The organism is Solibacillus sp. FSL W8-0372, assembly GCF_037969735.1.
In the GTDB taxonomy this organism is placed as follows: domain Bacteria; phylum Bacillota; class Bacilli; order Bacillales_A; family Planococcaceae; genus Solibacillus; species Solibacillus faecavium.
In genome coordinates this window covers 1,568,394-1,593,156 of the sequence record NZ_CP150204.1, presented here as the reverse complement: position 1 = coordinate 1,593,156, position 24,763 = coordinate 1,568,394, and the positions used below count along the sequence as shown (strand labels likewise).

At 39.2% G+C, this 24,763-nt stretch carries 33 protein-coding genes; all 33 read right to left on the bottom strand.

Annotation, left to right across the window (positions count from 1 at the left end; genetic code table 11):
• Positions 1-17: 17 nt before the first annotated feature.
• Positions 18-977, bottom strand: a complete 960-nt coding sequence (locus MKY13_RS07860) for a hypothetical protein (RefSeq protein ID WP_339216310.1) — start codon at positions 975-977, stop codon at positions 18-20.
• A gap of 269 nt (positions 978-1,246) precedes the next feature.
• On the bottom strand, positions 1,247-2,056 hold the full coding sequence (locus tag MKY13_RS07855; protein ID WP_339216308.1) for an N-acetylmuramoyl-L-alanine amidase: 810 nt from the start codon (positions 2,054-2,056) through the stop codon (positions 1,247-1,249).
• A 105-nt stretch (positions 2,057-2,161) separates the two neighbouring features.
• Positions 2,162-2,620, bottom strand: a complete 459-nt coding sequence (locus MKY13_RS07850) for a phage holin family protein (RefSeq protein WP_339216306.1) — start codon at positions 2,618-2,620, stop codon at positions 2,162-2,164.
• A gap of 61 nt (positions 2,621-2,681) precedes the next feature.
• Positions 2,682-2,906 carry a hypothetical protein gene (locus MKY13_RS07845; protein WP_339216304.1) on the bottom strand — a complete coding sequence of 75 codons (225 nt, stop codon included), beginning with the start codon at positions 2,904-2,906 and terminating at the stop codon, positions 2,682-2,684.
• A gap of 101 nt (positions 2,907-3,007) precedes the next feature.
• Complete coding sequence (locus tag MKY13_RS07840) at positions 3,008-3,145, bottom strand: XkdX family protein (RefSeq protein ID WP_339216880.1); 138 nt, start codon at positions 3,143-3,145, stop codon at positions 3,008-3,010.
• Complete coding sequence (locus tag MKY13_RS07835; RefSeq protein WP_339216302.1) at positions 3,145-3,360, bottom strand: hypothetical protein; 216 nt, start codon at positions 3,358-3,360, stop codon at positions 3,145-3,147. Before MKY13_RS07835 ends, MKY13_RS07840 begins: the two co-directional genes overlap by 1 nt.
• Entirely contained in the window at positions 3,360-5,252 is a 1,893-nt protein-coding gene (locus MKY13_RS07830; RefSeq protein ID WP_339216301.1) for an Ig-like domain-containing protein, read from the bottom strand. Before MKY13_RS07830 ends, MKY13_RS07835 begins: the two co-directional genes overlap by 1 nt.
• 2 nt (positions 5,253-5,254) lie before the next feature.
• Positions 5,255-5,899 carry a hypothetical protein gene (locus tag MKY13_RS07825; protein ID WP_339216300.1) on the bottom strand — a complete coding sequence of 215 codons (645 nt, stop codon included), beginning with the start codon at positions 5,897-5,899 and terminating at the stop codon, positions 5,255-5,257.
• A complete protein-coding gene (locus MKY13_RS07820) occupies positions 5,896-6,198 on the bottom strand; it encodes a hypothetical protein (protein WP_339216298.1) in 303 nt (100 codons plus the stop codon). The genes MKY13_RS07825 and MKY13_RS07820 overlap by 4 nt, the downstream gene beginning before the upstream one ends.
• On the bottom strand, positions 6,192-6,878 hold the full coding sequence (locus tag MKY13_RS07815; RefSeq protein ID WP_339216294.1) for a phage tail protein I: 687 nt from the start codon (positions 6,876-6,878) through the stop codon (positions 6,192-6,194). The genes MKY13_RS07820 and MKY13_RS07815 overlap by 7 nt, the downstream gene beginning before the upstream one ends.
• On the bottom strand, positions 6,871-7,995 hold the full coding sequence (locus MKY13_RS07810; protein WP_339216293.1) for a baseplate J/gp47 family protein: 1,125 nt from the start codon (positions 7,993-7,995) through the stop codon (positions 6,871-6,873). The genes MKY13_RS07815 and MKY13_RS07810 overlap by 8 nt, the downstream gene beginning before the upstream one ends.
• The gene (locus tag MKY13_RS07805; protein ID WP_339216291.1) at positions 7,979-8,293 is read right to left on the bottom strand and encodes a GPW/gp25 family protein; all 315 of its coding nucleotides are present in this window, start codon (positions 8,291-8,293) and stop codon (positions 7,979-7,981) included. The genes MKY13_RS07810 and MKY13_RS07805 overlap by 17 nt, the downstream gene beginning before the upstream one ends.
• A gap of 3 nt (positions 8,294-8,296) precedes the next feature.
• The gene (locus tag MKY13_RS07800) at positions 8,297-8,929 is read right to left on the bottom strand and encodes a phage tail protein (RefSeq protein WP_339216878.1); all 633 of its coding nucleotides are present in this window, start codon (positions 8,927-8,929) and stop codon (positions 8,297-8,299) included.
• 23 nt (positions 8,930-8,952) lie between these two features.
• The gene (locus MKY13_RS07795; RefSeq protein ID WP_339216289.1) at positions 8,953-9,348 is read right to left on the bottom strand and encodes a phage baseplate assembly protein V; all 396 of its coding nucleotides are present in this window, start codon (positions 9,346-9,348) and stop codon (positions 8,953-8,955) included.
• Positions 9,348-10,376, bottom strand: coding sequence for a contractile injection system protein, VgrG/Pvc8 family (locus MKY13_RS07790; RefSeq protein WP_339216287.1), 1,029 nt, complete (start codon positions 10,374-10,376; stop codon positions 9,348-9,350). The genes MKY13_RS07795 and MKY13_RS07790 overlap by 1 nt, the downstream gene beginning before the upstream one ends.
• A complete protein-coding gene (locus MKY13_RS07785) occupies positions 10,373-10,588 on the bottom strand; it encodes a tail protein X (protein WP_339216285.1) in 216 nt (71 codons plus the stop codon). The genes MKY13_RS07790 and MKY13_RS07785 overlap by 4 nt, the downstream gene beginning before the upstream one ends.
• Positions 10,581-13,253, bottom strand: coding sequence for a phage tail tape measure protein (locus MKY13_RS07780; protein WP_339216284.1), 2,673 nt, complete (start codon positions 13,251-13,253; stop codon positions 10,581-10,583). The genes MKY13_RS07785 and MKY13_RS07780 overlap by 8 nt, the downstream gene beginning before the upstream one ends.
• Positions 13,253-13,411, bottom strand: a complete 159-nt coding sequence (locus MKY13_RS07775) for a hypothetical protein (RefSeq protein WP_339216282.1) — start codon at positions 13,409-13,411, stop codon at positions 13,253-13,255. The genes MKY13_RS07780 and MKY13_RS07775 overlap by 1 nt, the downstream gene beginning before the upstream one ends.
• Complete coding sequence (locus tag MKY13_RS07770; RefSeq protein WP_339216280.1) at positions 13,405-13,719, bottom strand: phage tail assembly protein; 315 nt, start codon at positions 13,717-13,719, stop codon at positions 13,405-13,407. Before MKY13_RS07770 ends, MKY13_RS07775 begins: the two co-directional genes overlap by 7 nt.
• An 18-nt stretch (positions 13,720-13,737) precedes the next feature.
• Complete coding sequence (locus MKY13_RS07765) at positions 13,738-14,259, bottom strand: phage major tail tube protein (RefSeq protein WP_339216278.1); 522 nt, start codon at positions 14,257-14,259, stop codon at positions 13,738-13,740.
• Positions 14,260-14,278: 19 nt separating this feature from the next.
• Positions 14,279-15,712: a phage tail sheath family protein gene (locus MKY13_RS07760; protein WP_339216276.1), complete on the bottom strand. Its 1,434-nt coding sequence runs from the start codon at positions 15,710-15,712 to the stop codon at positions 14,279-14,281.
• Positions 15,713-15,714: 2 nt separating this feature from the next.
• Positions 15,715-16,050, bottom strand: coding sequence for a hypothetical protein (locus MKY13_RS07755; protein WP_339216274.1), 336 nt, complete (start codon positions 16,048-16,050; stop codon positions 15,715-15,717).
• The gene (locus MKY13_RS07750) at positions 16,037-16,534 is read right to left on the bottom strand and encodes a hypothetical protein (RefSeq protein ID WP_339216272.1); all 498 of its coding nucleotides are present in this window, start codon (positions 16,532-16,534) and stop codon (positions 16,037-16,039) included. Before MKY13_RS07750 ends, MKY13_RS07755 begins: the two co-directional genes overlap by 14 nt.
• Positions 16,534-17,091 (bottom strand): phage tail protein, encoded by a 558-nt coding sequence (locus MKY13_RS07745; RefSeq protein ID WP_339216270.1) that lies wholly within the window; start codon positions 17,089-17,091, stop codon positions 16,534-16,536. Before MKY13_RS07745 ends, MKY13_RS07750 begins: the two co-directional genes overlap by 1 nt.
• An 11-nt stretch (positions 17,092-17,102) precedes the next feature.
• Positions 17,103-17,447, bottom strand: a complete 345-nt coding sequence (locus MKY13_RS07740) for a hypothetical protein (protein WP_339216268.1) — start codon at positions 17,445-17,447, stop codon at positions 17,103-17,105.
• Positions 17,434-17,820: a hypothetical protein gene (locus MKY13_RS07735; protein ID WP_339216266.1), complete on the bottom strand. Its 387-nt coding sequence runs from the start codon at positions 17,818-17,820 to the stop codon at positions 17,434-17,436. The genes MKY13_RS07740 and MKY13_RS07735 overlap by 14 nt, the downstream gene beginning before the upstream one ends.
• A 12-nt stretch (positions 17,821-17,832) precedes the next feature.
• Positions 17,833-18,858 (bottom strand): major capsid protein, encoded by a 1,026-nt coding sequence (locus tag MKY13_RS07730; RefSeq protein WP_339216264.1) that lies wholly within the window; start codon positions 18,856-18,858, stop codon positions 17,833-17,835.
• 3 nt (positions 18,859-18,861) lie between these two features.
• The gene (locus tag MKY13_RS07725; RefSeq protein WP_339216262.1) at positions 18,862-19,227 is read right to left on the bottom strand and encodes a head decoration protein; all 366 of its coding nucleotides are present in this window, start codon (positions 19,225-19,227) and stop codon (positions 18,862-18,864) included.
• A gap of 13 nt (positions 19,228-19,240) precedes the next feature.
• The gene (locus tag MKY13_RS07720) at positions 19,241-20,305 is read right to left on the bottom strand and encodes a head maturation protease, ClpP-related (protein ID WP_339216260.1); all 1,065 of its coding nucleotides are present in this window, start codon (positions 20,303-20,305) and stop codon (positions 19,241-19,243) included.
• Positions 20,292-21,866 (bottom strand): phage portal protein, encoded by a 1,575-nt coding sequence (locus MKY13_RS07715; RefSeq protein WP_339216258.1) that lies wholly within the window; start codon positions 21,864-21,866, stop codon positions 20,292-20,294. Before MKY13_RS07715 ends, MKY13_RS07720 begins: the two co-directional genes overlap by 14 nt.
• Before the next feature lie 18 nt (positions 21,867-21,884).
• Complete coding sequence (locus MKY13_RS07710) at positions 21,885-22,118, bottom strand: DUF6148 family protein (protein ID WP_339216256.1); 234 nt, start codon at positions 22,116-22,118, stop codon at positions 21,885-21,887.
• Between the two features lie 3 nt (positions 22,119-22,121).
• The gene (locus MKY13_RS07705) at positions 22,122-23,930 is read right to left on the bottom strand and encodes a phage terminase large subunit family protein (protein WP_339216254.1); all 1,809 of its coding nucleotides are present in this window, start codon (positions 23,928-23,930) and stop codon (positions 22,122-22,124) included.
• Complete coding sequence (locus MKY13_RS07700) at positions 23,896-24,477, bottom strand: hypothetical protein (RefSeq protein WP_339216252.1); 582 nt, start codon at positions 24,475-24,477, stop codon at positions 23,896-23,898. The genes MKY13_RS07705 and MKY13_RS07700 overlap by 35 nt, the downstream gene beginning before the upstream one ends.
• Positions 24,478-24,763 lie beyond the last annotated feature (286 nt).

Below are 24,763 nucleotides of genomic sequence, written 5' to 3'. Positions count from 1 at the left end.
TCCCTCCCATGATTTTACTACGCTTCTGTTGCTGCGACTTCCGGTATTATTGTATTGCTAGCATTAACTACAACCAATGTATCTAATACATGATCGACCACTGCCTCAGGCACTGCAGAAGTAAATTTAAAATAGCTTGATTTAATGTTAACCTCAAACTTTACTTCTATAACTATATTGGTTTTTGGATCAGTATATGAATAAAAACAATTCACATCCATGGTATCATCTGTTGGTAAGCCCAAACCTTCAATTGCTGTAGTTATGGATTTAAATGCCTCATCTATCTCTAAATCTATACTCTTTTTCGCATTAAATTTCAAGCTTCCTACATTAGTAGGCAATGCAATATGCTTAGATGCAATACCTGCAGCAAGAAGTTTACATAGTTGTTCTGCAGCGGCCCTTGTTAACTTAGGTACCATAAACCATTTATATGGTGTAGCAAAACCCATTAAATTCATTATATACTCCATATATTTTTTCGCTTCTCTGGCTGAACATCTGAGTTCAATTAATTCTTCCTCACCGAAATGAATAACTAAAGAAGTTAAGTGGGCGTATGATGAAGTTGCAGATCCATACCCCGATCTTCTAGAACTAACCTTTTCTTCAACCAATTTGATGTAAACGGAGTTCCCTTCATGTTTAATTGCACAAATTTTAATTTCAGGTGTATATTGAGGTTGCCACTCAGAATTTACTTGTGAAATATGAATAATTCTCTCTGTAATTAATGTTTCTATAAAATTTTCCGGAGTATTCGATTTATCTGGAAAATTAGATTCTACTTTACAAATAGACAAGTAATTCGCAGGGAATTTAAATTGTTCATTTAAATAAATCAGTTCATCTTCCTTACCTTTATTCAACAACTCTTCCTCAATATCCTCTGGAGATTTCGATTTATATACAACACTATTTACCTTTGCAAACTGATTTAAATATTTCTTTGGAATGTTATCATATTTCGCCATTATATCCTACCCTTCTTTTAAACGGGTGGCCATAGAATCGACAATTCAATAAAATTATGTTATTATTTTCTTAGTTTATTATTTCTATAGCAACACCAAGATACATTTTCCAGGATGTATCTTTTTTTGTAACATTTTACCTTACAATATCACATTTTAACTAATTGTTCCATTTTTTAAGACAAAATACCTTAAACCCGCTACTATAAAAGTAACGGGTTTTAATTTTTTTTAAGTTTCTAATCCCATTGAAATATTTAATAGGTTAATTAGAAAGTACGGTTAATAATGGCTGCCTGGTAACTGAGTAATTGTTTATCGGTATATTGATTAATTTTGGCATCTGTGTGTACAGTAGGATTGATTAAAGGCTCGCTCTTGCCATTGACCGTAAACGTTAGTTTGCGTGCTTTTTTTAATAAATCGCGTATTTCATTACGTCCTGTTTCTGTTAACATGATTTCTCCACTCTCCTCTTTAAGGTCTGTTGTTTGTTCAGGCTTTAATGTTGGGGTTGAGGTAATCGGCTTTGCTTTTACCCCTAAATAGCTATTGATACCCTTAAAAGTTAATTGCGCTTGCTTATCGATTTCAAAAGCAATAATTTTTTCATCCTCAATATTACTGATGAAGCCGTATTCGATTAACAACGCCGGCATACTCGTTAAGCGTAAAACTGCAAAGTTAGCGCGTTTCAATCCACGGTCACGTAGTCCAATACCGTTTATAATAGCTTTATGCACGTGCTGTTGAAGTTTAATTGAGTTTGTACTAACGTTCTCCCCATTGTAAATAAACGTTTCAAAGCCGGTCGCCGTTTTGTTTACAGCGCTATTGTCATGTAGAGAAATGAATATGTCTGCTCCCCACGCATCCGCTAAGTCTGCGCGTTGTTTAAGTGTCAGATAAGTATCTGTACGTCTCGAAAGCTTCACTTGATGCCCTTGTGCCTTTAACTTCTTTTCAAGCGCTAAAGCAACTTTAAGAACGTTTTCGGCTTCTATTGATTTCGCCCCGATTGCTCCTGGATCATGCCCACCATGCCCGGGATCGATAAAGATCTTCAGTTTTTTACTCATCTGTAAACACCTCATTTTCAGGTGCATGGTAGCATTCTTTACACATTGGCTCACCGTTGTACTTTTCTAATGGTTCAATCTCTTTTTCGCATATTACGCATTCCATCATTTATCACCATCCTTCAATTTCTTGTCCACATTACTTCCTACTAGTTCATCCAATACTTCTGTGGCCAGACTTTCTTTTTCATGCTTAGTGGATTCGATTACCTTTAATTTTTCCGCCAAATTTTGGGGGACTAACACCTCTAATTCCGCCATATTTTCCGTGATGGATAATGCTTCATTTGCAATATAAAAAAGCACTGTCGCAAAGGTTAATGTGCCCCCCAACGACAATACTTGGTCAATAATATTTGCAACTATGATTACAATTAAAACTAGAATTTTTCTGGCATACCCGAATAAACTTTTCCGGCTCCACAGGTTTCCGTTTTTAAGAGCTTTAAAAATTCCTGTGATGATGTCTAACCCCATTAATAATAATAATAAATGTAAAAATTTAACCCCGCCAAACAAATATAAATGTGCAACGTCTAAAAATCCCAATTCAATTCCTCCCATACATATCAAGCTCCTTTTTTCGCAAATTAAAAAGCACCCTCGCAAGAGAATGCTTAAATTTCTAATCTTCTTTTTTAAATATTTCATTCATAGCTGATGAACTTTCAGAAGGTAATCCTTTGTCTAAACGATTAATCATGTCGTCAAATATCTTTTCGATTTTTTCGACTCTAGTTGCGCTATATGCACCTGAACCTACTTTCTCGTAGACATCGCCATCTTTTATTAGTCTCAATTGATAACGGATTTCTGCAATTTCATGAGCAAATTCTGTAGACACACTCATCCATACCACCTCCTATATGTCTATCATAAGGGAGGTAGCACGTTAGGGCTATAACAACTTTTCCTTGCCATAAAAAATAACGCTATGCAGCTGCACGCGTCTTAAAAATCTTGTTTTGTAATTTCATTATATTCTTCAGGCGAGATTTCGCCAAATGGATTGCTTTCCGTCATAACGGCTAAACGCAACTGCTCAGCTGTTACCCATTTTAAGTTAAAAGCCATTTTCCAAAATGCCATCATTCCCCACCTCCCTTCAATTGCATCATTTCAATTTTTAACATGGCGACTTGTGCACCAAGACCGTTAATAACAGCATCTTTTTGCATGCTATTAATTTTCTCTTGAGCAAGTTGAAAGCCTAATGCTGCCAACTGCTCTTCGGTAGTGGGATCTGAACCGATATTCTCGAGTTCTCCGAATGTACCATCTGGTAAACGCTTGCGACGTATCATTATTCAAGCACCCCCGAAATTAGATGTATTTTTTTATTAACGGAAATATTAGGACGAGATGTTGATAGTTTTAGGATAATATGACTTTTCGGCTCGTCGGCTTCAAAATAAAATTCATCCTCTATGATCCCTTCGCTTACTGGTGCCGTATTATCAGCTGTAAGCGCCACATATTTTTCCTGCTCCCCAGCCAACGTCATGGATAATTCAACCTTTAACTCCGTCAAATCCTCATCTCTCTGAAGGTATAATAAAACGCCTTTTGCAGTTCCTCTTGGTGGCTCAATTTTATATCGGGCTACAGAGTGCAAAATAGGCGTCTTCACTTCATTTTTATTTAATTTAATGGTCTTGGAAACTTTGAAATTATAATTATCCATGAGCTCTATGACGATTGTATTTTCCCCCAACGCAAGTTGAAAGAGTGCTATTTCAAATTCCCAGCGATCTTCGTTAACTTCTAACGTGATGCTGTTTCCACCGTTAATCCGGTAAGAAGCCACTACTGGGTTGCCGTCTGGATCACCTGCAGTACCACTAATCTTAAATTTATCAGTGTTTATAATGCCGCTTGGTACCACTGTATCAACGGTTAAGATTGGTGGACGGTTAGGAACCACATAAAAAGCGCGTTCATTAATCACTGATTGAGCGCCATCACCATCTTGTGCCCAAACTTTTAGAGTATGAGCAAGGCCATCTGTTAAATTACCAGTGACTGGTGTTTCACCGTCATATAATTGGCCACCTTTAAATTTAAGCGACTTGTTAAACGTAACAGGCACATTACTTAAACCAACACCTAATACAATCCGTTGTTCATTATTAATTTGCGCATATACTGTAACGGATTGGTTTGCATCCACATCTGCAGCTTGGCCAGATAAATTAAATAAATCATTTTCATAAAGCGTCATATTCGCAGACGGTGCCGTAACCGCTACTGTAGGTACACTGTTTGTAACCGTTAATGTAAAGGATTGGGAAGCTGTAGCCTTTGAGTCACTAGCAGTTACTGAGATAAGTGCTGTACCAATTGATACGCCAGTAATCGTTAATGTATTTCCGGAAACTGAAACTGTAGCAACGTTTGTATTTGCTGAAGAAGCTGTAAATGTTAGCGCATCGTTATCAATATCACTGAAATAATTTACTAAATTGACTGTAACCGTTGAACTTTTCTTTGTCGTCTGATTCGGTATTGTGGTACCGACTGGCCCTGTATTAGCCACAGTTACGCTAAACGTTGTATTAGTTGATAAACTACCGTCATTTGCTGAAACAGTTATAGTTACCGTCCCAATAGATTTACCGGTAATCGTTAAAGTACTCCCAGAAACACTAACAGTTGCCACACCTGTGTTACTAGACGACGTCGTATATGATAATGCGTTACCGTCTAAATCACTTGCATAACTATTTAGGTTAACAGTTGCTGTAGTGTTCCTACGCACAGTCTGTGTAGGTATTACATTCCATATAGGCGCCCTGTTAACAATGGCGCCCCTCAAATACCAAAAACCGTCCGAATGTCTGCGGTCCGTTGGGTATGTGCCGTTTTCCGCAACAATATTTGATTGTGCTAACGATCCGCGACTATTTACTACGGTAGTTGCAACGGCCCCTGTGGAATATTCTGTTCGCGTATAGCCAGAAAAATAGTATCTATGAATTTTACTTCTATCATGGTTATACACTTGGTAAAGCGTTTTTCCTATAGGTCTATTATAAGGATCGTGTGTTTCGTATGCCCCGGTTGTATACAGTAAACCGTCTTTAATTTCATAACCCGGGTGACCATCCGAAGCGCCCGCCGTATCCCTATATGTCCATACTACCGAATAATTGTTTGTTGCAATGTTGTTGTATTTATTGTAAAAGTATAAAACCATAATTAAACCACCTCCCCTAATTCGACGGAATAAGTCAGCCAATCGCCAACACTCATTTCAGTATTAACCGTGTCAATAACAACATTACTACGCGTAATTTTTGCGCCTTTTTTATAACTTTTCGATAACGCTTGAACAGTTATGGTATTCGTTCCAATCTCTGAAATAAACACATCCTCACTCGATACATCATCAAAAATCGTTACTTGCGAAAATGGAACAAATGCATTTACGTTTGCGACGGATAAAACGGTTGTTCCCGCGCTAACATTTTCTTTAATTTCAGTAGTCGTTGTATCCAGTGTAATTTTATTTGTGCTGCCATCTAACGTATCCGCAAAAGTACCTGCGTTACCAGGAACTCGACCATCAAGCTCCATTTGTATTTGCATACGGCGAACCATCGACGCCAAATCAAGGATTATTTCATGAGCCATATAAATTCCGTTATCCATATGATTCAGGTGTTTAGCAGCAACACGTGTGCCATCTTCAATTGTTTCGTATTCAGGCTGTCCTGTTATTGGATTCGTGATAATTTGATTGTTTTCATCACGTTTGGGAATTAGTTTGCCATCATGTCCGATTTTCCAAATACGATCTTTCCAATTGAGCAGTGTATAATCATTTTTAAATGTAAGACTCACTGCTGTACAACTCCCTTCAATGATACGGTCAATGTAAATACAACCATTATGCCGTCTTCTCCTTGTTCAATATGTGTTGTATATTTGTCCAGCTCAATATCATGCTCATCTACCAATTTGGCTTCAGTCAAGAGTCCGTAACCATCATCCAAATAGACATACACTTTAATTGTGTTACCTTCAATTGTTTTAGAATGAAACGCCTTTTCTTTAGGTTGGCCATCAATCATAATAACCGCTTTTTTGGGCATATTCATCAAAAACTCAAGGGTACGATCCATTACAATACGTGCTACCATTCATTCATCACCTCGTTTGGATAGATTTCTCCTGCTACTGGCAAATGCACCGGATATGCATAATTAATTTTGTTTAATTCGACAGTTGCTTCGTTCTCTTTACCTGGCAAACCATCGCAATGAAAGGTACCGCAAACGGGCAAGTAGACCGGATAATGCCAATGAGCACTTTCTAGTTCAATTTGTTTGGATTGAGGTAATTTTATTGCTACATACTCTAGCCATGATCGCTTATTTTTAGTGGCTTCAATCATAGCCCTTAAACGTTTCATATCTTTACTAGCAATAAAAGGCTCATCTACTTCAACTTTAAAACGATACGCTTCCCCATCATATTCAAACCACTCTTGAATCTTAGCGTTTGGATAAACAATTGAAACAACTCTTTCTACTGCCCATCTCGTCCCTTTTTTTCTGTGCCAGCTAATGGACGATTTTATAAGTTCCCTTTTTTGAACGATTGTTAGATGATTATCATAAAAGTCCACATGCTTTTCATAAGCGATTAAATCCAGCATAGATTCAGGTAATTGATCTACCTTTTTTACATCTGCCAAAGCATGCGCATCTTCATAAGCTTCGTGAAGTTGTATAGACACAGCTTCATACATTGCGACAACAACTGGATCTTTTTTTAAAGAATAAGGAAGTAATTGAAGAGACTGCTTTAAGCTATTCATCTGCAATTCCTCCAAAACTAAGTTCAGAAGTTGGTGACTCAATTGCTACTTGATTTTTTGCCACTTCAATAAACATTTCTGAATTTACAGCAACACGTGATGCGCCTTTTGATTTTAATCGAGCTATCAACTCTGACATATCCACATCTCGGCCCATTTTAGACCGCTGCCATTTTATATATTCCTGATACTCATTTTCTACTTGCTTTTGAATAATAGAAGTAACCGTTTCATTTGACTTGGAAATCCAATAGGTTGCTATAGCCTCATAAGATACTTGTTCAGGTCCACTTACTGACACTAAGTCCGTTAATGGTCTAACTTGTGAATCATTGATAATTCCGTTCACTTCTTGAATCTCAACACTTGTAGGCAATCGGCCATCTTGCATTAAGATATACACATCTACATGGCCCTCTTTAGGGGATTCGGCTTTGACATCGGCAATCTCGGTACTTGCGGTTTTAACCCAATAAACATATGCAAGCTCCGGTCCCGCTGTAGAAAAACTTTCCGGTGCCAGTCGAATGCGTTCTGCGTATGCATCATCACTTTCTTGCTCAGCTCCACCACTCGATACCGTTGTATTTTGTACAGAATTTATATAAGCTTTTGGTCGAACTAATGTTGAAATTTCTCCAACTAAATAATCATTGCCTACCTCACCAGACTCTGTGCAAGTCGCTCCTACAACTCCAATTGATTGTCCTGGGGGAATCACCAATACTTCGTCTGTTGCAAAATATACTTCTCCAACACTGATCAATTCACCAGCATCAATTACATAAGCTTCAAGTGGACGTTCTGCCTCTAGTACGAATGCCATAATCGTTTGAGCAGCCTTCGATTCAATTCGTTCAGTCGACATTTCAATTCCCATATGGTCAAGGGAATTATCCTCCGCATAAGCAAGTCGATTTTGCCTCAGGGCATGTTCCATTCGATTTCGTTCAATCGAAACAAAAGTAGCCAATGATTGTAAGAACTTCCGACGTGGATCTGCACGCATTAAGGTAAGTCCTGTTTTATCGGATACATGCTGTAGCATTTCAGCCTCAATTTGCTCAGGTGCTTTTTCTAAAAAATCAATATCAGGTAAATTAAAGCGATTCGCCATCTACACTCACCCTCACTTTCGGTCTTAACTTACCATTAAGAACATCCGATTCTTCAAATGTTACGTTCTCGACAATAGCCCGTGGTTCAAATTTCTGAATAGCATCTGTTACCTGATAGGTATAACGTGCTTTCCTTAAATGAATAGGATCATCAATACCTGCATCCCATCCAAATGCGCGATCTAACGGGCAACTCATAAGGGGCGTAGACAAAATAAAAGCAACATTTTGTAGCACTTCCTCTACTCCTGTTGCTCCGAAATTAATATTTCTAATTGGTGATACCTCATAAATCAATTGTTACGCCCCCTTAAAACTGGAATATGCGCTATTAGCCGAAATATATTTTCCTCCACCTAGCGCATACCAACCGTTTTTTTTACCAGTTACTTTTAATTTATCATTTTTCATGGCATAGCCCAGTACTTTGTTATTAACACCTGGACCACTGCGAATATGCACAGACTTAACAGTGATTGTGATAGTTCCTAATTGTTTTGATGCTTTAGCAGTGGACGCCTTTTTTACTGAGGAAGTCGTTTTCTTTTTGGTTTCATCTTCAGTTTCCCTTGGGTATTCCATCAAATTTAAATCGACTTCCATTGTTAGAATATTACCTTGGTTATCAATGACTTTATGCACTTCAACTGCTCTTTTGATAACCCAATAATTTGCTGAAATTGGTTTATTGCCTCTGATGAATAATGCTTTTTTACCTTTCCTTGCAAACTCACGTATTTTAGCCATTTGCTTTTCAGGATTAATACCTAATTCTGCGCGTAGCAAAATTTTGAAGGAGATATCATCGGTGCCTGCTCCTACAAATTCTAATTCTGGTTTGTCATGTAAAACTTTGTGTTCAAACCACCGGGGTTCTGTAGTACGCTGAAATTCATTGTAGGTCAATGTTTTATTCTCTGAAACTTCAAAAATTATATCTCCGAAAGCTTGCGATTTTACCCATTCGAATCACCTCCTGAAGTAATGGTGCCCCTACAATTAATATTCCCATTTATGTTTATATTTTCGCAGATTACGTTTAATTCATGTGTTTTAGTATCGTATTCAAATGAAGCTCCATCTTCAAATTGAAAAAAGTGTTTATGTGCTTCTGTGATTGGTGGCGCATCTACTTCACTAAAAATAGCACCCAATACATAGCCCACCGATCCTGTACCGAATATACACACAACCTGCTCGCCAATTGATGGCATGCTGTATTCTTTGTTCTTTAAGGTCCCACGAAAAATGACAGGAAGCTCACCTGATATAACACCCGATTGTTCTTTTTGGACTTTAACAGTAGCACGTTCGGGAAAAACAGAAATAACTGTCCCTTCTTCGATATGCATTAATATCCCTCCAAACATCGCCGTAAATCAATTGATTGCGAATTGGGTTTTACTTTGTATTTCGTTACTATATACTTGCCATTTAAAGTACCGAATCCTTTTAGATTAAAAGTCATTCCAGCGTCGATGTGCATGCATGTGTAAATTTCTAAGCTAATGGTTGTAGCATTTTTGTTAGCTTCTCTAAGCTTTTTCTTTGCCAACCGGAGAGCTTCAGCTTGCGACTTCACTTCCTCCTTAACAACAAGCGTGCGATCCACTTTTTTTGCTTTCGGTGCAGTAAATGTAGCTGCAATCCGTTTTTTCTTTTTGCTGTCATAATGCTCAACACGACACGCTTTATAAGTACCTGTGGCGCTTGTATTAAAGGAATAATTTAGAATCTTTATTTTATCCGTTGATAAGCTTAGTCGCCTAATGTCAGTATTCGCTGCTTGTTTTTCATAATCCGATTCATCCAACACAACAATGGTGTTATTGGCCAACTTCAAACAATAGCCATTATCCTTGCATAAACGATAGATAAATTTCAAATCAGTTTCGTTTTCTTGCTCGATTCGATCTTTTTTAGGGTTTTCAGTCACCTGCCACACAAGCTTCATCTTATTGCGCTTTGCAACATCATTAAGAACTGTTTTTACTGTGACCTTTTCCCACGCTCGATTTTTTTCTTCACCGCGCAAAGAAGAATTATCAGATGCCGCCAAGGCACCGATTGAAATAGTAGTGCCAAATCCTTTACCTTTTATTTCATCAATTTCGAACTTACCTAAACGGGTAATGATTGCTTTTTCGTCCCAGTTATTCAGAATAATTATAGGGGCGATTAGAGATCCCTTTGAAGGAAACCATTTACCTGTCCAGAGCATATCCTTATCAATTAAATCAAAATCAAAAGTATCAATTTCTCCTGAAAGATTGTCGGTAAACGTCCAGTCTAGTAAGTATTTATGCAATTCCTCCGTAATATCGTGCTGGTTGTACTGTAATTTAAGCGTTGTACTCCGTACCGTAGTTACTTCGCTCACAACTCATCCTCCTCATCTAACCATACGGGACGTGGTGTATATTCTGATGTATCTATATCCGGTACATTTAGTTCAATACCACCATCAAAAATCACTACATTACGATAACTAGAATTGGCTTCTAATATTAATGGAAATAGATACTCACTTCCCCACAGCTTATAGGCAATCAAATCCCATGTATCTCCTTGAATGGTTTTGTATTTATTCATACGCTACTCTCCTAGAAGATGCACTATTTGGTAAATCAATTGCATTAATTCGTTGTTCGAGTGTAGCTAAAGCAGTTATAACACGTTGTGCAGCGGGCTGAATTCCACTTAAAGAGGCGATCCACCCGGATGCTTGACCTACATAAGACGTTAAAAGATGAATGTTGTTGTTAAGCATTGCCGTCTTACTCTGTAGCTCTGAAAAGGTTGCTTTAGTATCCGTAGTAGCTGTTCCAAAATAAGAGCTTAAAGCTGTGACATTGGTATTGAGTGTAACAAGACTTTGGTTGATGGCTGTAGTATTTTGAGTAGTCGCGTCTGATATTGGTGAAGGTTTTTGCGCAACAGCTGCGTTTCCAGAAGCATTGGATGATAATGCACCTCCTGCTTTGCCACCTAACCATGATGCACCTAAGGAACCAGCCAACCCACCAATCGCTCCACCAATCGCTGTACCTATTCCTGGAGCTATTATTGTCCCAACTGCCGCACCTAGTTTAGCGACACTTAATCCGCCTACAATACCACCTATAGCGCTTCCTGTTGCTTCTGCCTTATTATTTGAAGTAGCCACTCCTATTAAACTGCCAGTAACTGCAAGTGGCACGGTTGCTTTTCCGGCAACCTTTGCTACATTCCCCATCGTCCCAATGGAACTTTGGGATATTTTCGGGGGTTTTGCGGCTGCATTTTTTCCTTTAAATCGCTTTGCTGTTGAGGAATTTGAAGTTGTATCACTTTTAGGACTTGGAGGAGGAGAAGATGCTGCAGTACCTTTTCCTTTACGATTGGATAACATTTCTTTCCCTTTACCCAATGCCCACTTCCCACCAGCTAGACCGCCTGAAAGTAACAATCCACCGGTCATTGCATTAGCAGCTGCTCCCATCGCAAGAGCTCCTGCTACATTACCGTCAGCTAATTCACCCACTGCCCCTTTTGCGGATGTTTTAAATGCACTTATCCAAGCTTTACCTGCAATTGTGCCAACCTCAGTAAATAGGCTTTCCATGGCCTCTCCGCCAGAACCGCCTATCCATTTCTCAATGGTATCAACGGCTTCATCAAGCATATAATTCACTTTATCGCTACCGCTCATTTTTTTGAACAGTTCGTATTTTTCTAAATCTGTTGCATATTTACTCATCGCTTGCTCTACATAATCCGGGTCCATATGAGGTTCTATAGAGGGGCGAACGGGTTCTGTCATAGCAATTGGTGCAGTAATCTTTTGAATTACCCCTGCTACTTTTCCACCCATTTCTTCTATATTATCCATATTATCTGATATGATATTTCCAACACCGTTCATTACGTCTTTCATTACGGGTAAAATAGGTGTAGCAAATGCAATTTGTCCTGTTTCAAATGCACCCATCATTTCTTCTTTTGCACCAGCGTAGTTATCTAACATGATTTTAGAAGCTTTTGCTGCTGCACCGCCTGAATTTTCAAGTGCCTTCGTCATGTCATCTAATGCATCGGGACCAGTTTTCACCAATGATAAAAAAGCCGAAACAGCTTCAGTTCCAACTAATTTTGCTAAAATTGCTGTTTGCTCTGATTCGGACATACCTTTAAGTGATTTTTGTAATTCTCGAATAATATCACTCATAGAAAGTAATTCATCGTTAGAATCATGTATAACCATTCCATATTTGTCCATCACTTTTTGTTGCGATTTGACAGGATTATTTAAAGCCAATAAACCTGATCGTAAGGCTGTACCTGCTGTAGATCCATCAATACCTTTATCAGTAATCAATGCAACAGCAGCTGCTGTTTCTTCTAAAGACTTCCCTAAAGATGCAGCTGGAGCACCGGCATATTTAAATGCGTATCGCATATCATCAACACTTGCAGCAGAACGGTTAGCAGCTTCTGCTAATATATCCGATACATGGGATGCCTTTTCGGCCTTTAATCCCCAAATGCTTAAAGCAGAGGATACAGTGGACGAAACTAAAGATAAATCCTCACCAGAAGCTTCTGCCCCAGCAATAATCCCCGGCATGGCCGCAATAATCGAATTAACGTTCATACCGCCTGCAGCTAACTCATCCATTGCTAAAGCTGTTTCAGGAGCTGATAAACTTGTACTAGCTCCAAGCTCTAATGCTGTTTGACGTAATGCAAGCATTTCTTCTTTGGATGCTTCCGCTTTGGCTGCTACCTTAGATAATTGTGCTTCAAAATCTGCCGCAACGTTTATGGACTGCACAGCAGTGGCAGTTGCTGCAGCTGCTGTACCAACCCCAACAATTGTAGCTGCTGTTTTAGCTCTCCCTACAGCATTACCAACACCCGCTTGCAAATCTGTCATTAATGCTTTGTTTCGTGCTTTTGCTGCAAGTGCCTGTTCCTCCATCTGCTTTTTAGCAGCTGCTGTTTCTTGAGCAAAACGTTTTTGAGCAGATGTGGCATCTTTCATCTCTCTTTCAAGAGTTTTTAATTCAGAACCAAGTTTTTGCGTTTCTTCAGTGTACTGACTTTGATGGATTTTACCTTGTCGGAAATCTTGCCCTAACCGATCTAGCTCTCGTTGTACTGCACGGGCTTCGCCTTTCAAGTCAACAAGACCATGATTGGCTTTGCGGAAGGCTTCAGTAAAGGTACTGCCTATTGCGCCTTTTATTTCAACGGTTGTTTCAAACGTTTTAGACATTATTCCTCATCTCCTTCATCTTTCCGCATTGCCTCACTCCAAAGTTTTAATTCAGCAAACGACATAGCCCTCCATTCGTTCATGCTTGTAAAAGTATTAGAAGATAGAGATAAAAAAATTTGACGGAACAATTTTGCTCCGCCACTATCTCCTACCATCCTACGAAAAAATTTCGTGTCTGGAACGTCACTTCCATATAATCACCTGCATGCAATTTCTTAATATCTTCAGGCAGCATTTTTGCAGCACGAGCAGCCAATTTAAGTACAGCATTTTGATTCCAAATTGTATCAAATCCATATGGATACCCTTCCTCCCGTAACTCTTTATCAACCTTCATCACATCGACTCCGGTCATATTATTAAAATCTAATACGATTTTGGTAACTTCATGCCCATCAAAAGTTTTCGGTACCTTTAATTTAACTTCCTTAACGTTTGTATTTTCTACAGTTTCGTTTGCCATGCAAAATTCCTCCTATTCTTACAATCCTAATGCTTCACGTAATTTTTCAGTGTAGTCTACTCCACCAACACGGTAAATATAGTTAATGCGATCTACTTCAATTAATACTTCGCCATCACACTCAAGGCGCATGTGCAGTACCTCAAGTTCAGTGCTACCCTCATACGGACTGCCTTTTTGCACTTTCCCTAAATCGTTTTTGACTGGAATGCCTCGCACATATAAACGATTAGCAGTGAAATTATGCTTGCCTAGCTGTTCATTGTATTCTTGATTGGCCATGCGACAATCAATTTCCATTGCTTCAGGACGGAAAAAGGAAAGGAGTTCTTTACTCGTCACTCGCCAATTTAAAACCAATTTCATGCTTGATAAATGACCGAAAGCCGGAGATTCATATTCCCCAAGAATCCCCGCTCCATTAATAGCTTCTGTCATATGTTCTAGGCTCGGCAATTGAATATCCGAAACCCCTTTATAATCTGGATTTCCTGGCTCATATACCCGGAAATCATTTAACTTTTCTGGAATGATTGACATCATGCAATCTCCTTTCTAATTAAAATAACGAATCATAGTATCCCGGATCGAACTCAAGTAAATTTTCAATATCTTGAGCCGGAACCGGTTCTGCAGTAAAGTAACGTAAACGTAATTTCCCTGCTAATAAACTTGTTTTTGGATTGTCTTCTGGTCGGAACTCAACTCGACCTCCCAATACAACATTTCGGTTGTGTAAACCATTAAACCAGTTGTTCATTGTGTCCATCACGTTATTAATTAAACTACGGTTTGTTGGCTTGTCTACTTTTGACCATGTTGTTAATACAATCGAGTTAGCAATCCAGTTATGTGTAATGCGTACCGGAATAAACATATCTTTTACATCCGTGTTACCCGGGTATGCTCCGGTACAGTTCCCCCACAGCACCCAGCCATTCATCATATTAAGGGCTGTTACAATGCCCTGTGAGTTCAATAAATTTGCTTGATCTGGCCCCAAATCCACTTTTGTCCCGTCTTTCAATACTAATTTATTCATTGATAAATTTTTATTGGATGGGGACTCATATGGAGCTCCACCATTGGCATTTGCTACCTTCATTACTAAGCAAGCTGCTTGAGTAGACACGTGATAGATTTTGTCATCCAAAGCTACCATCGGCCAACCTGGTGCTTCATTAGTACCCACATAGTTATTCATATTCTTCCACTCATTAGCTTTTTGGTAATGAGTGACTTCTGTAGTATCAATATCGTCCCAAGCAAATGCACGGAAATAGCTATTTATTGCTGATGCTTTCGCTTTCATTACCGCAGCAATACTTGGCTTCGTTGAAAATTTGGGCGCTAATACTTGAGCAGGGACCAAACGGAAGTTCGGGAAAATTGCATTTAATAGCTCTAGTCCTTTGCGTTTGCCTGTTTCAATGTTATATCCACCTATCACATCATCTTCATTAATGATTTCCGGCGTCAGCTTATTGAATTCAATGTAAAGAGACTCAACATTAGTGTTTGTTATCAATGCAACGACAAATTTACCCTCCCCATTAAAAGAAGCAATATAATCTACATCTTTTTGTAGTGGTGTAGATGCCGATTCATTCAATTTAACTTTTACCGACTCATTTAAAATTCCATCTGTTACAGCTACGGCCTTTCCTTTAAACACTTCTATTGTTTCATTGCCAGACGTTTTATGCACTTCTGGATCTAATACGTTAACGAAAACAACTGGCGCCACATTAAACTGACGAAAAGCTGCATCCATCATTTCGCATAATGTGTAGTTCTCCCAATCATCTGAATAACCTAATGCCGATACTGCTTCTTCCCATGAATAAGCAATAAATGGCTCATTCACATATTCAGTTGTGGCAGCTAAGTGAATTGGGGCCGTACCAAATACAACAGGTAATGTTGCAGCTGCCTCTACAGGAACTGAAATGCTAGTGGGAACTTCGGTTACACGTGAACCATGTTGAAACATCGTTATTTCACCTCACTTAATTTGACGAAGTACTCGTCTGTTTTTTTATAGAACATGGCAAGGACAGAATTACCATCAGCAAGTTGCAATTGCACATCTGCGACATTAGCAGGAGGCACAAATAACGCTTTTAAAGCTGGGCACTTTTCTAAATGGTCCTTTAAAAAAGAAGGCAATCCACCTTCATAAATCGTGAATTTTGGTAACAACTTTGTCGGAGGACCAACATACATAAACTTTTCAGGCTTAATAGTACCCGGGAATTTTTCTTCAACAACTGATTCAATTGCATCTCCTACTAACTCAGGAGATGTTTCTGGTGCTTTAATAGAAGCCATCTGGCGTCAACTCCTTACTTTTTTCTTGAATTTGAGGTATTTCATATTCAACAACCATGTAACCGTGATAACTTGGTTTACGTTGTTCTTCAAATAAACGTGTTTCAATTTTCCCAACCAAGTTAGCAGCTCCGATAATTTGCTGTTGACGTAATAATGATTTAATGCGAATCATCAAACCCAAATTTTCGCGCCAACCATGCTGTTCGTCATCGCTGTATGTCGCAACAATGATTCTGTACGCTACGCGATTGGATACGTACATTTCATCATCGTCATCTAAATAACGGACAATAATAAATGGATATTCCTCTTGTAAAGGAGTATCCTCGTTAAGTCCTGCGCGATTATTTTGTTTAGGTGGCAAATATCCGTCGTACACTTTTGGTGGCACTTCATTACCGTTTTCAGTTTGTAATAAAAAATCCTGCAAATTATCATGTAAAAATTGGACTAGATTATCCAAAACATCTAAAGCATGCATTAGAACTGCCCCCTTAATAATCTTTCAAGCTCATGATCCAAACGGTCATTAAGAACTGTCTGCGTACGATTTAAAATGTCATCCATTATATCTTCGCGACCGATCATTTGAGGTACAGACGGACCATATAAAACTTTTAAAGGATAGCGAGATGTGCCTACCCTTGTAAAAACATGCACCTTTCCGGAACTACTTGGCCGCGCTACAAAGGCATTGCTTATATTTTTCTTACCACCAGCCTTGGAAACGCGAGTACGGACAGCAGCAGGTGATGGCTCTTGTGGTGTCGTATCAAAATCAATAAGTGGAATAACACTACCAACAGATCGAAAATTTGCAGATAGAGTAGCTGAACTCTTTTTTGATATTTTGATTGTTTTTTTTACATCGTTTGCGCTAACCATGTAATTTTTGCGCACATTCATACTGGCCCGTGTCCTACCTGCAGTAGCAGCACGAGTAATCGCACGCCACATAACAATTTGCGCTTGTCGTGGCGTAGCATCAAACAATTCCATAATGTCTTGAGCTCGTTTAATATCAACTTTAACGCTCATAATATGATCACCTAACTTTCATTCGCTGAAAGCACAATTTTTATAATGCCTTGCTGATCGGATGAGTCTTCAACAAAAAATTTCCGGCCATCAAGCGTCAATTCCACTCCCACTTTTGGTAGATAAAATTGTTCTGACCGTACATAAACAGTTTTTACAAAGCTATAAACTTCCTGCGACACATGAAATTGTTCACGGGCTAAACCTGTACGGCTATTATTTAAATTTACTTCTGTTACTACAATGGGGAGAATCTCGCCATCCAGCTCATGCTCTTCGCCCATCTCTTCCAAATTAAAAAAGACATTTAAATCTTCATGAATGAAGTCTTTAAATGTCTTCTTATTCGTCATCATTTTTCCCGTCTGGATCATTATCATCTTCGAGTAGCTCGTCTGCTTTCCCTTGATTGATAATGGCAGCGATAACATCTGGTTTACGAGTTATATTCGTTAAATCGACACCAACATCAATAGCTGCTTTCTTTAGCTCTTCGGCATTGTATAAATCATCTAAATCTTTGCTAAGTTCTTCAAATCGCTCAGGTGGAATTTCTGTAAAGCTATTTTCTACCTTTTGCTTTTGAAGCTCCTCTTGGGGAGTAATAACAAATTCAGCAGCTTTCAATTTAACCAGGCGCTCATTTTCTTTTTTTGTTAACCCTTCAATGATTGCACCTTTTTTATAGGAAACACCATCATGAAGGATATTATGTTTTGCTCTAATCATCCATTTCCCTCCTTAGAGTACTTTCGCTACATACCAGCTATTCACTTCTTTTGGAATCGGCAGTGGTTTTGAGCTCATTTGTAAAATTTTTCGTGCAGGACGTTTTTCTGTCCAAGAATCCGGCACACGATCTGCTTCATAGGTTACTAAATCATCGTCTTTAGCGATTGTAATTGCAGCATAACCCATACCAAAATCTGCTTCACTAGCGATTACAGCTAAGTGACCAGCAGGAACCATTGGCTTTGCTGTTTTGCTTTCTTCATCGTAATACGAAGCTGCATACTCATAAATTGCTCCAACACCTGCCAATGTACCAATATAAGTAGCACCGCTAGGTAAATTCGTAGGGCGTAATTCACCGATATTTAAATTACGAATATCTAGTAATTTTTTGATTGTTTCGTCTGCTAATAAAGCATCTGTAACATCTGGTGAAATAATAACAATATCAGGATTTACAAACCCGGTATCTTGTACTGCACGAACCCAACGTTTAAGGTCTGCATATTTTTGAGATGTAGCAGCACTCCAGAGATTAGCACCAGATAAAGCTTCACGGTTTGTATGGTTAAAGTCAATGACATATTCTACCCCGTCCCCTTTTACTTCTACTTCACCATTAAAAATCGCCTCAGCGCACATTACTTCTTCGCGACGTGTAATCATTTCATCCAACATTTTTAAATCACTTACAAGTTTTTCAGCTGCGCGCTCATCTGGTGTGCGTGTAGAATAAAGATTTTCTCCCATCACTCGGTTTTGCAGGTCTGCTGCTGTCGTGATAGTAGTGGGTGCTACTAATGGCGGTTCAAATGTTTGTGTGTGGAAGCCACTGTTTTCGACTACTTTCCCACCGATTTTTTCACTTACATAAGGTGCAACTTTTGCCTGTCCTTTGCGAATATCTACATCTAACTTCGCCGTAGGGGAAAGCTCTCTTCCTTTAAAGATCGTGTCACGCAAAAATGTAGTAACACGTGGCATACGTTCCGAAAATTTTAACATTGTACGAGTTTCAAATAAATTTACTGGCATTGATTATTCCTCCCCCTGTGGCACTGCTGCGATTGTATCGCGCAATGTAATTCCGATATTACTTAATGATTTTTTGTAAGCTACTGCATCGCCATCAGACGGCAAAATAATTTTACGTAAATTAAATTCCCCTCGCTTGTAACAAACAGCTGCCTTTGTTTCACCTGCAGCAGTCGCTATTGCATCTGCCATAATTCCATATACTTCTGTAGCAGTACTTGCGCTTGTCATTGCGACAGCTTCACCCTCAGCATTTAATGCAATAACTTGGCCAACCGATAATTCTTGTTCAGCAGCTACAGTAATGGGCTCTGTAACAACATTATCCTGAAATCCAGCTAATATATTTTCAAATTCAAATACACTCATATTGATTGCCTCCTTATCCTAATACCTTGTTAACAAGGTTATCGACTTCAGCATCTTTGTTATTATTTGCTGGAGCTTCTGGGGCTGCAATTTGATTTAAAGGTGCAGCATCCGTCATACGATTTTGTATTTGCTTTTGTGTTTGATCTTTTTGAGCTTTTAACACTTCTACTGCAAATTGTTCTGCAGTAACACCTGTTTCAAATTTAGCTTTGTTCGCCAATTCTTCCATGCCAGGTGGTGTAATGTTATCAATTTCTTTTACACGATTACGCTCAGCTGCAATTGCATCTGCATTCCCTTCATTTTTAATTTGCTCTACTAACTCAGGGTGTTTTGCTTTCAATTCGTTTAAATCCATAATTTCCATATCTCCTTTCGCTTCCGGCCCTTGTTCCGGTTCTTTCGGAACGCCTGTCGAAGCACTGTTTTTCACTAAAATATTTGGATCATTTGCTAATAGATTACGCATTTTATCGATGACTTCTTTTGGCAACAATCCATTGGCATTTACATCTGTTCCTGATGCAGTGATTGGAATATCTTCGGCAAACATAATTTCATCTACAAAACCATGTTCGAGCGCTTGCTGAGCATTCATCCACGTTTCATCATTCATCATTTGCGTTAATTCCTCTACAGTTTTCCCGGTTTTTGTGACATAAGTTTGCATAATCGCTTGATTTGTCTGAATAAGTAGCTGTTTCATTGCTTCCATTTCGCGATAATCACCCTGTGCAACCACTGATGCATTATGAATCATAACCGCGCCTACTGGGGCAATAACAGTTCGTTTTGTTCCTGTCATAATAATAGATGCAGCACTTGCACATACCCCTGTAATTTCAGATACAGAATCGCCAGGGAATTTCTTAATATGGGCATAAATTTCAGACGCCGCATATACAGATCCACCGGGACTATTAATGTTAACAATAAGGTCTTTGTCATGATTAGCTGTAGCCCGTTCTATTTGTTGCATAATTCTTTTTGGACTAACAGCAGGAATACCATACCAATCATAAATCCACTGTTCCCCATCAGGAACAATTGCGCCACGTATATCAATCTTCGCCATTTTCTTCATTCACCTCCTCTCCCAGCACTTTCATAGCTTCTAAATATGGGATGTCTAACCCAGCTGCACGTCTAGCCTCTTCCTCACGTACCCGCTGAGCATGGTTCCGCCAGAAGTCCCCACCCGTTAATTCCACAGTTTCTTTTGCTCGCGTGCTAAATCCTTCATCTACTCTTTTAATTGCTGCATTCACTTCTTTTAGCGGGTCAAGTTGACCTTGTGATGGACCATTCCATTCTGACTGTGAATATGCTTTTCGGATTAATGGATCTTCTAAAAATCCAGGAGCATGAATCCGACCAATTAAAATAGCCTCTGTTAGCCATTCTTCATAAATAGGCTGACAGAAGCGCTTCGCCATAAATGTACGGCGCATTTTAAACATTTTCCAAGCTTCCAGTAAAGCCGCGCGAGAAGCTGAATAACTTGAAGTGAAATGTTTAACGAGAACTTCATAAGGGATTTCTAAAGCCGCCCCGATTTGTCGCATAATCGCTGTAACGAACGGATCAAAGGATGTATTATTTCGAGCAGGATTAGATGTTGTCGCTTTTTCTCCTGGGTTTAAAGCAATTACGGAACCGGGAGCAAGCTCAACGGTTGTTTCATCAGCTTGATCTACTTGTTCCTCTTCTGCGATTCCTTCACCAACTACTGGACCGCTACCATCGTCATCTTCAGTAGTTTCAATGAAAACAGTCATTAAAGAAGATACCAATGCAGCCATTAATTCGGCTTCACTGTATCGGTCTAGTTGTTTTAAACTTTCGATAACTGGTGCTAGCAAAGGAACACCGCGCCGTTGATCTGGTCGTTCGGACTCCATTAAATGCAACAAATTTTGCCGTCCGGATTCTTTGCCGAATTTCTCCACCCGAACCCACTCTTTTTTACCACTACCGCTTGATAACGGATGCATATTGCAAATATGATAAGCAACAACTTCGCCATAATTTCCAAGTTCCACACCGCTTAAAATATTATTGGATGCACCAGATGGGTTTGAAACACGGTCACTTTCAATTAGCTGCACCCGTAAACCGTAGCAATGCTCCTTATGATTCCGATATGGCAAAGCAACAAAATTTTCGCCACTTGCTAAAAACGAAAGAAAGGCAATTTGCTGAAGCTCGTAAAAATTATGCATTTGCAACGCATCCGCCATTAACGAATCGGCCCATAAGCTAAATTCTCGCTCGACTTGAGTTTCCCATGCATCTGCTTCATCTTCTGCCAATCCCAAAAATTCATAATCAATTTGGCTATTCAATACAAGTCCATAACCGATAGCATTTGTCCGAATCGTTTTTAATGCACCGGTAGCTAATGGTGTATTCATATAAAGATCGCGTGAACGCTGTCTTAAAGTATCTAAATTTTCTTCAATATCTTCTTTAGTAGATCCACCACGAAATAACCATCCACGCAAAGACTTCTTTTGCTTACTTGCCCCGCTATTGGAATAGCCTGTATTCATTAGACCTAAAGTTTTTCGCGCTACCTGACGCTTTACAGCATGAGCAGGAGATACAACATCTATTGCACGGTCAATCATGTTCATTTTCGTCAACCTCCTTCCTTATAAATCTCTCGGTACAATTCGCATCGTCCTACGTCGACTGCGTCCATTTGCAGTTGCTTCGGCTTTTGTTAATTCCCTTTGCCAAAATTTTATTTGCTCTCGGACTTGTGCTAAATTTGCACGCTCCAAACGACGATTATCAATCATATAGCTTTGTCCACTAGCGATAGCAGCTTCTGCTTCTAACCAGATTTCAAGTCGTTCAATACATTGAATGACGGTAAAAACCATAGCCTACACTCCTTTCGATAAAACACCTCGACGACGTTTTTTCTTACGTTTAGTCGCCTGATTAAAAACATTTCCGGTTAGATTATTCTCAGCCAAATAATTTAAATCAGGGTTTAAAATACGAAATGCAGCCAGTGCGTAATTTCGTAAATCCAGAGGTTCGTTTCTTATATTTGAACTCCTCTTTACCCATTCATGCTTTGGCTGACCGCCTATCCATCTAACGCGCTTATATTCCCCGGTCAAACCAACAAAATAAGCCTCATCATAGCCCTTCTCCTGTTCAACAGGGAAAAAGCAATAACCAGGCTTATCCTCAAATTCATTTCTTAAATTAGCGTAGATGGTATCTTTTCCTTCGTTAACGCCTAATGTAAATAAATGCACATTCTGACGCCCGACTTTTGATGGCTTATTAATGAAAGGAACACCATTACCACCCTTACCTTTAATAGCAAATACACGGCGATGTTCTCGTTCCTTACAAAAATCGTACACCTCGCTCGTATAGTGGCCACCAGAGTCTACACAAACAGAAGAGAGGATTAAGCGTACACCGTCATTTCGGATAAATTCTTTTTGCAGAAAGGAATCTAATTGATTCCATACAGCTGTTTGTCCAGGGTCACCATAGAAAATCTTGTAGCTAATTCCCCATGTAACATCGTTCAAGCCCCAACCCACAACCTCTACTTCTAAACGGTCGTCCTGAACGTCTACACCTGCAGTTAAAACCAATACATTTAATGGTACTTCACATTCGTAACGAATCCGTCTGGACTTTAACTTTTCATGTTGCTGATCATCTGCTCGTTCCTCAAATGATTCACCTAACGTGGTATTTACCCATGTCTTTAAAGTTTCTAGCCCTTTTGCCTTCGCCGTCCTAAATTCTTCAATTATACGTCCCCATTTTTCCCACGGAGAAGCCAGTGCATTAAGATGAAACCCTCTTTTTTTTCGCTCTGGATGACGAGCAATCCATTTACCGGGGCGCGCTTTCCATTCCGTTTCTTTATGTTGCTCTTTACAGCTAACACATTCCATCGTAACGGACTCAAAGCGAATCTGTGGCCAACTATAGGGCTGAAACACGCCGCAACTTGGACAAGATACACTCCATTGCTCCATTGTACTTTCTTCATACTCTGACTCAATACGAGATGCGCCTTTTATAGTAGGTGTAGAAACAGAGATCCATTTGTAATTCCAAAAAGTTTTTGTACGCTTTTGAGCTAGGTTTAAGGGATCTCCCTCGGTACCAGCTGACACTGGGAAACGGTCTACCTCATCTGCTAATATAATTCGAACTGGACGTGAAGCTAAAGAAGCTGGAGAATTAGCACCAACTAGCGTCAGGTGCCCTCCAGGAAATTTCTTTTGCAAAATTGTATTATTACCATCCTTTGCTTTCGGGTCATTAACCTTTTTAGCCAAATTTGGCGTGTCTCGAATCATCGTTGCAATACGATCCTTCGAATAAGCTTCAGCCATTTCTAAAGTCGGTTGCATTAAAAGCATTGGATAGGGATCATAGTCAATATGATAACCTATGATATTATTGATAATTTCTGACTTACCTACCTGTGCAGAAGACATGACAACGACTTCATCTGTATCAGGGTCGTTAATCGAATCCATAATTTCCCGCTGATATGGCGCCCGGTCTGTATTCCATTTACCATGCTCAGCTGATGATTCTTTTGAAAGAACTCGATGTGCGTCTGCCCATTCTGAAACTGTTAACTTTGGAGGAGGCGCAACTAATGAAGCGATTCTACTCAGCAGCCGCATCGTTTGTTTCTGTACCAACACCCTCACCTACAATTTCAATTTCTTCTTCATGATCTTCACTAAAGAACATCGATGGATCATACTCTGAAAGTTCTTTAAGTGCCAGATATATGTCACGTTCAAGTAATTCTTCAATTTGATTAGCATCATCCAATGTGGTTAACTGTAAAGCAACTTTCGATGGCAGTGACAACATTTTGGAACGAAATGCCATCACCATATGATTGAGCACATTCTCGACCTCATCGGACTTATGCATTTCTTTCTTTATATGGGCCAGTTCAATCTCTGCCTTTTCGCGTTTTGCTTTTTCATGCAACCATTTTTCGTATTCCAACGACTCCTCAACAGCTGCCCCATCCATTTCATTAGATGCCATTTTTAAAAAAGTAATGTATCGGCTAACTGAATCGATTAAATCATAACGACCATGACCAACACGGGCGATAATTTCTTCTTCTACTAAGTAACGCACATTTCGTTCAGTCATATTAAACATTTTGGCGAGAGCTTTGGTATTTACAATGGTTCGCTCATCTAATTTCGTCTTTCCAGCATTAGACATCTACTCACCTCATTTCTAAAATATAACTTTGATTTTGCCGAAAGGATGGAAGGAACACCTTTTTTTGAATTATATCTAGCCCTTTTCTGGGGTTCGCGAGACCCGCAGGCTTTTTAAATCTCGCCAGAAGGACCCACTTTTACTTTTATACAATAATAACTACAACAAAAAAGACGACGCAGCATGAGCCACATCGCCTATCGTTATGTTGTTAGAAAGATATAACATACTAACATAATAGCATGTTCATTTTGAAAAATCCTGCCAACTTTCTGCCAAAAGTCTG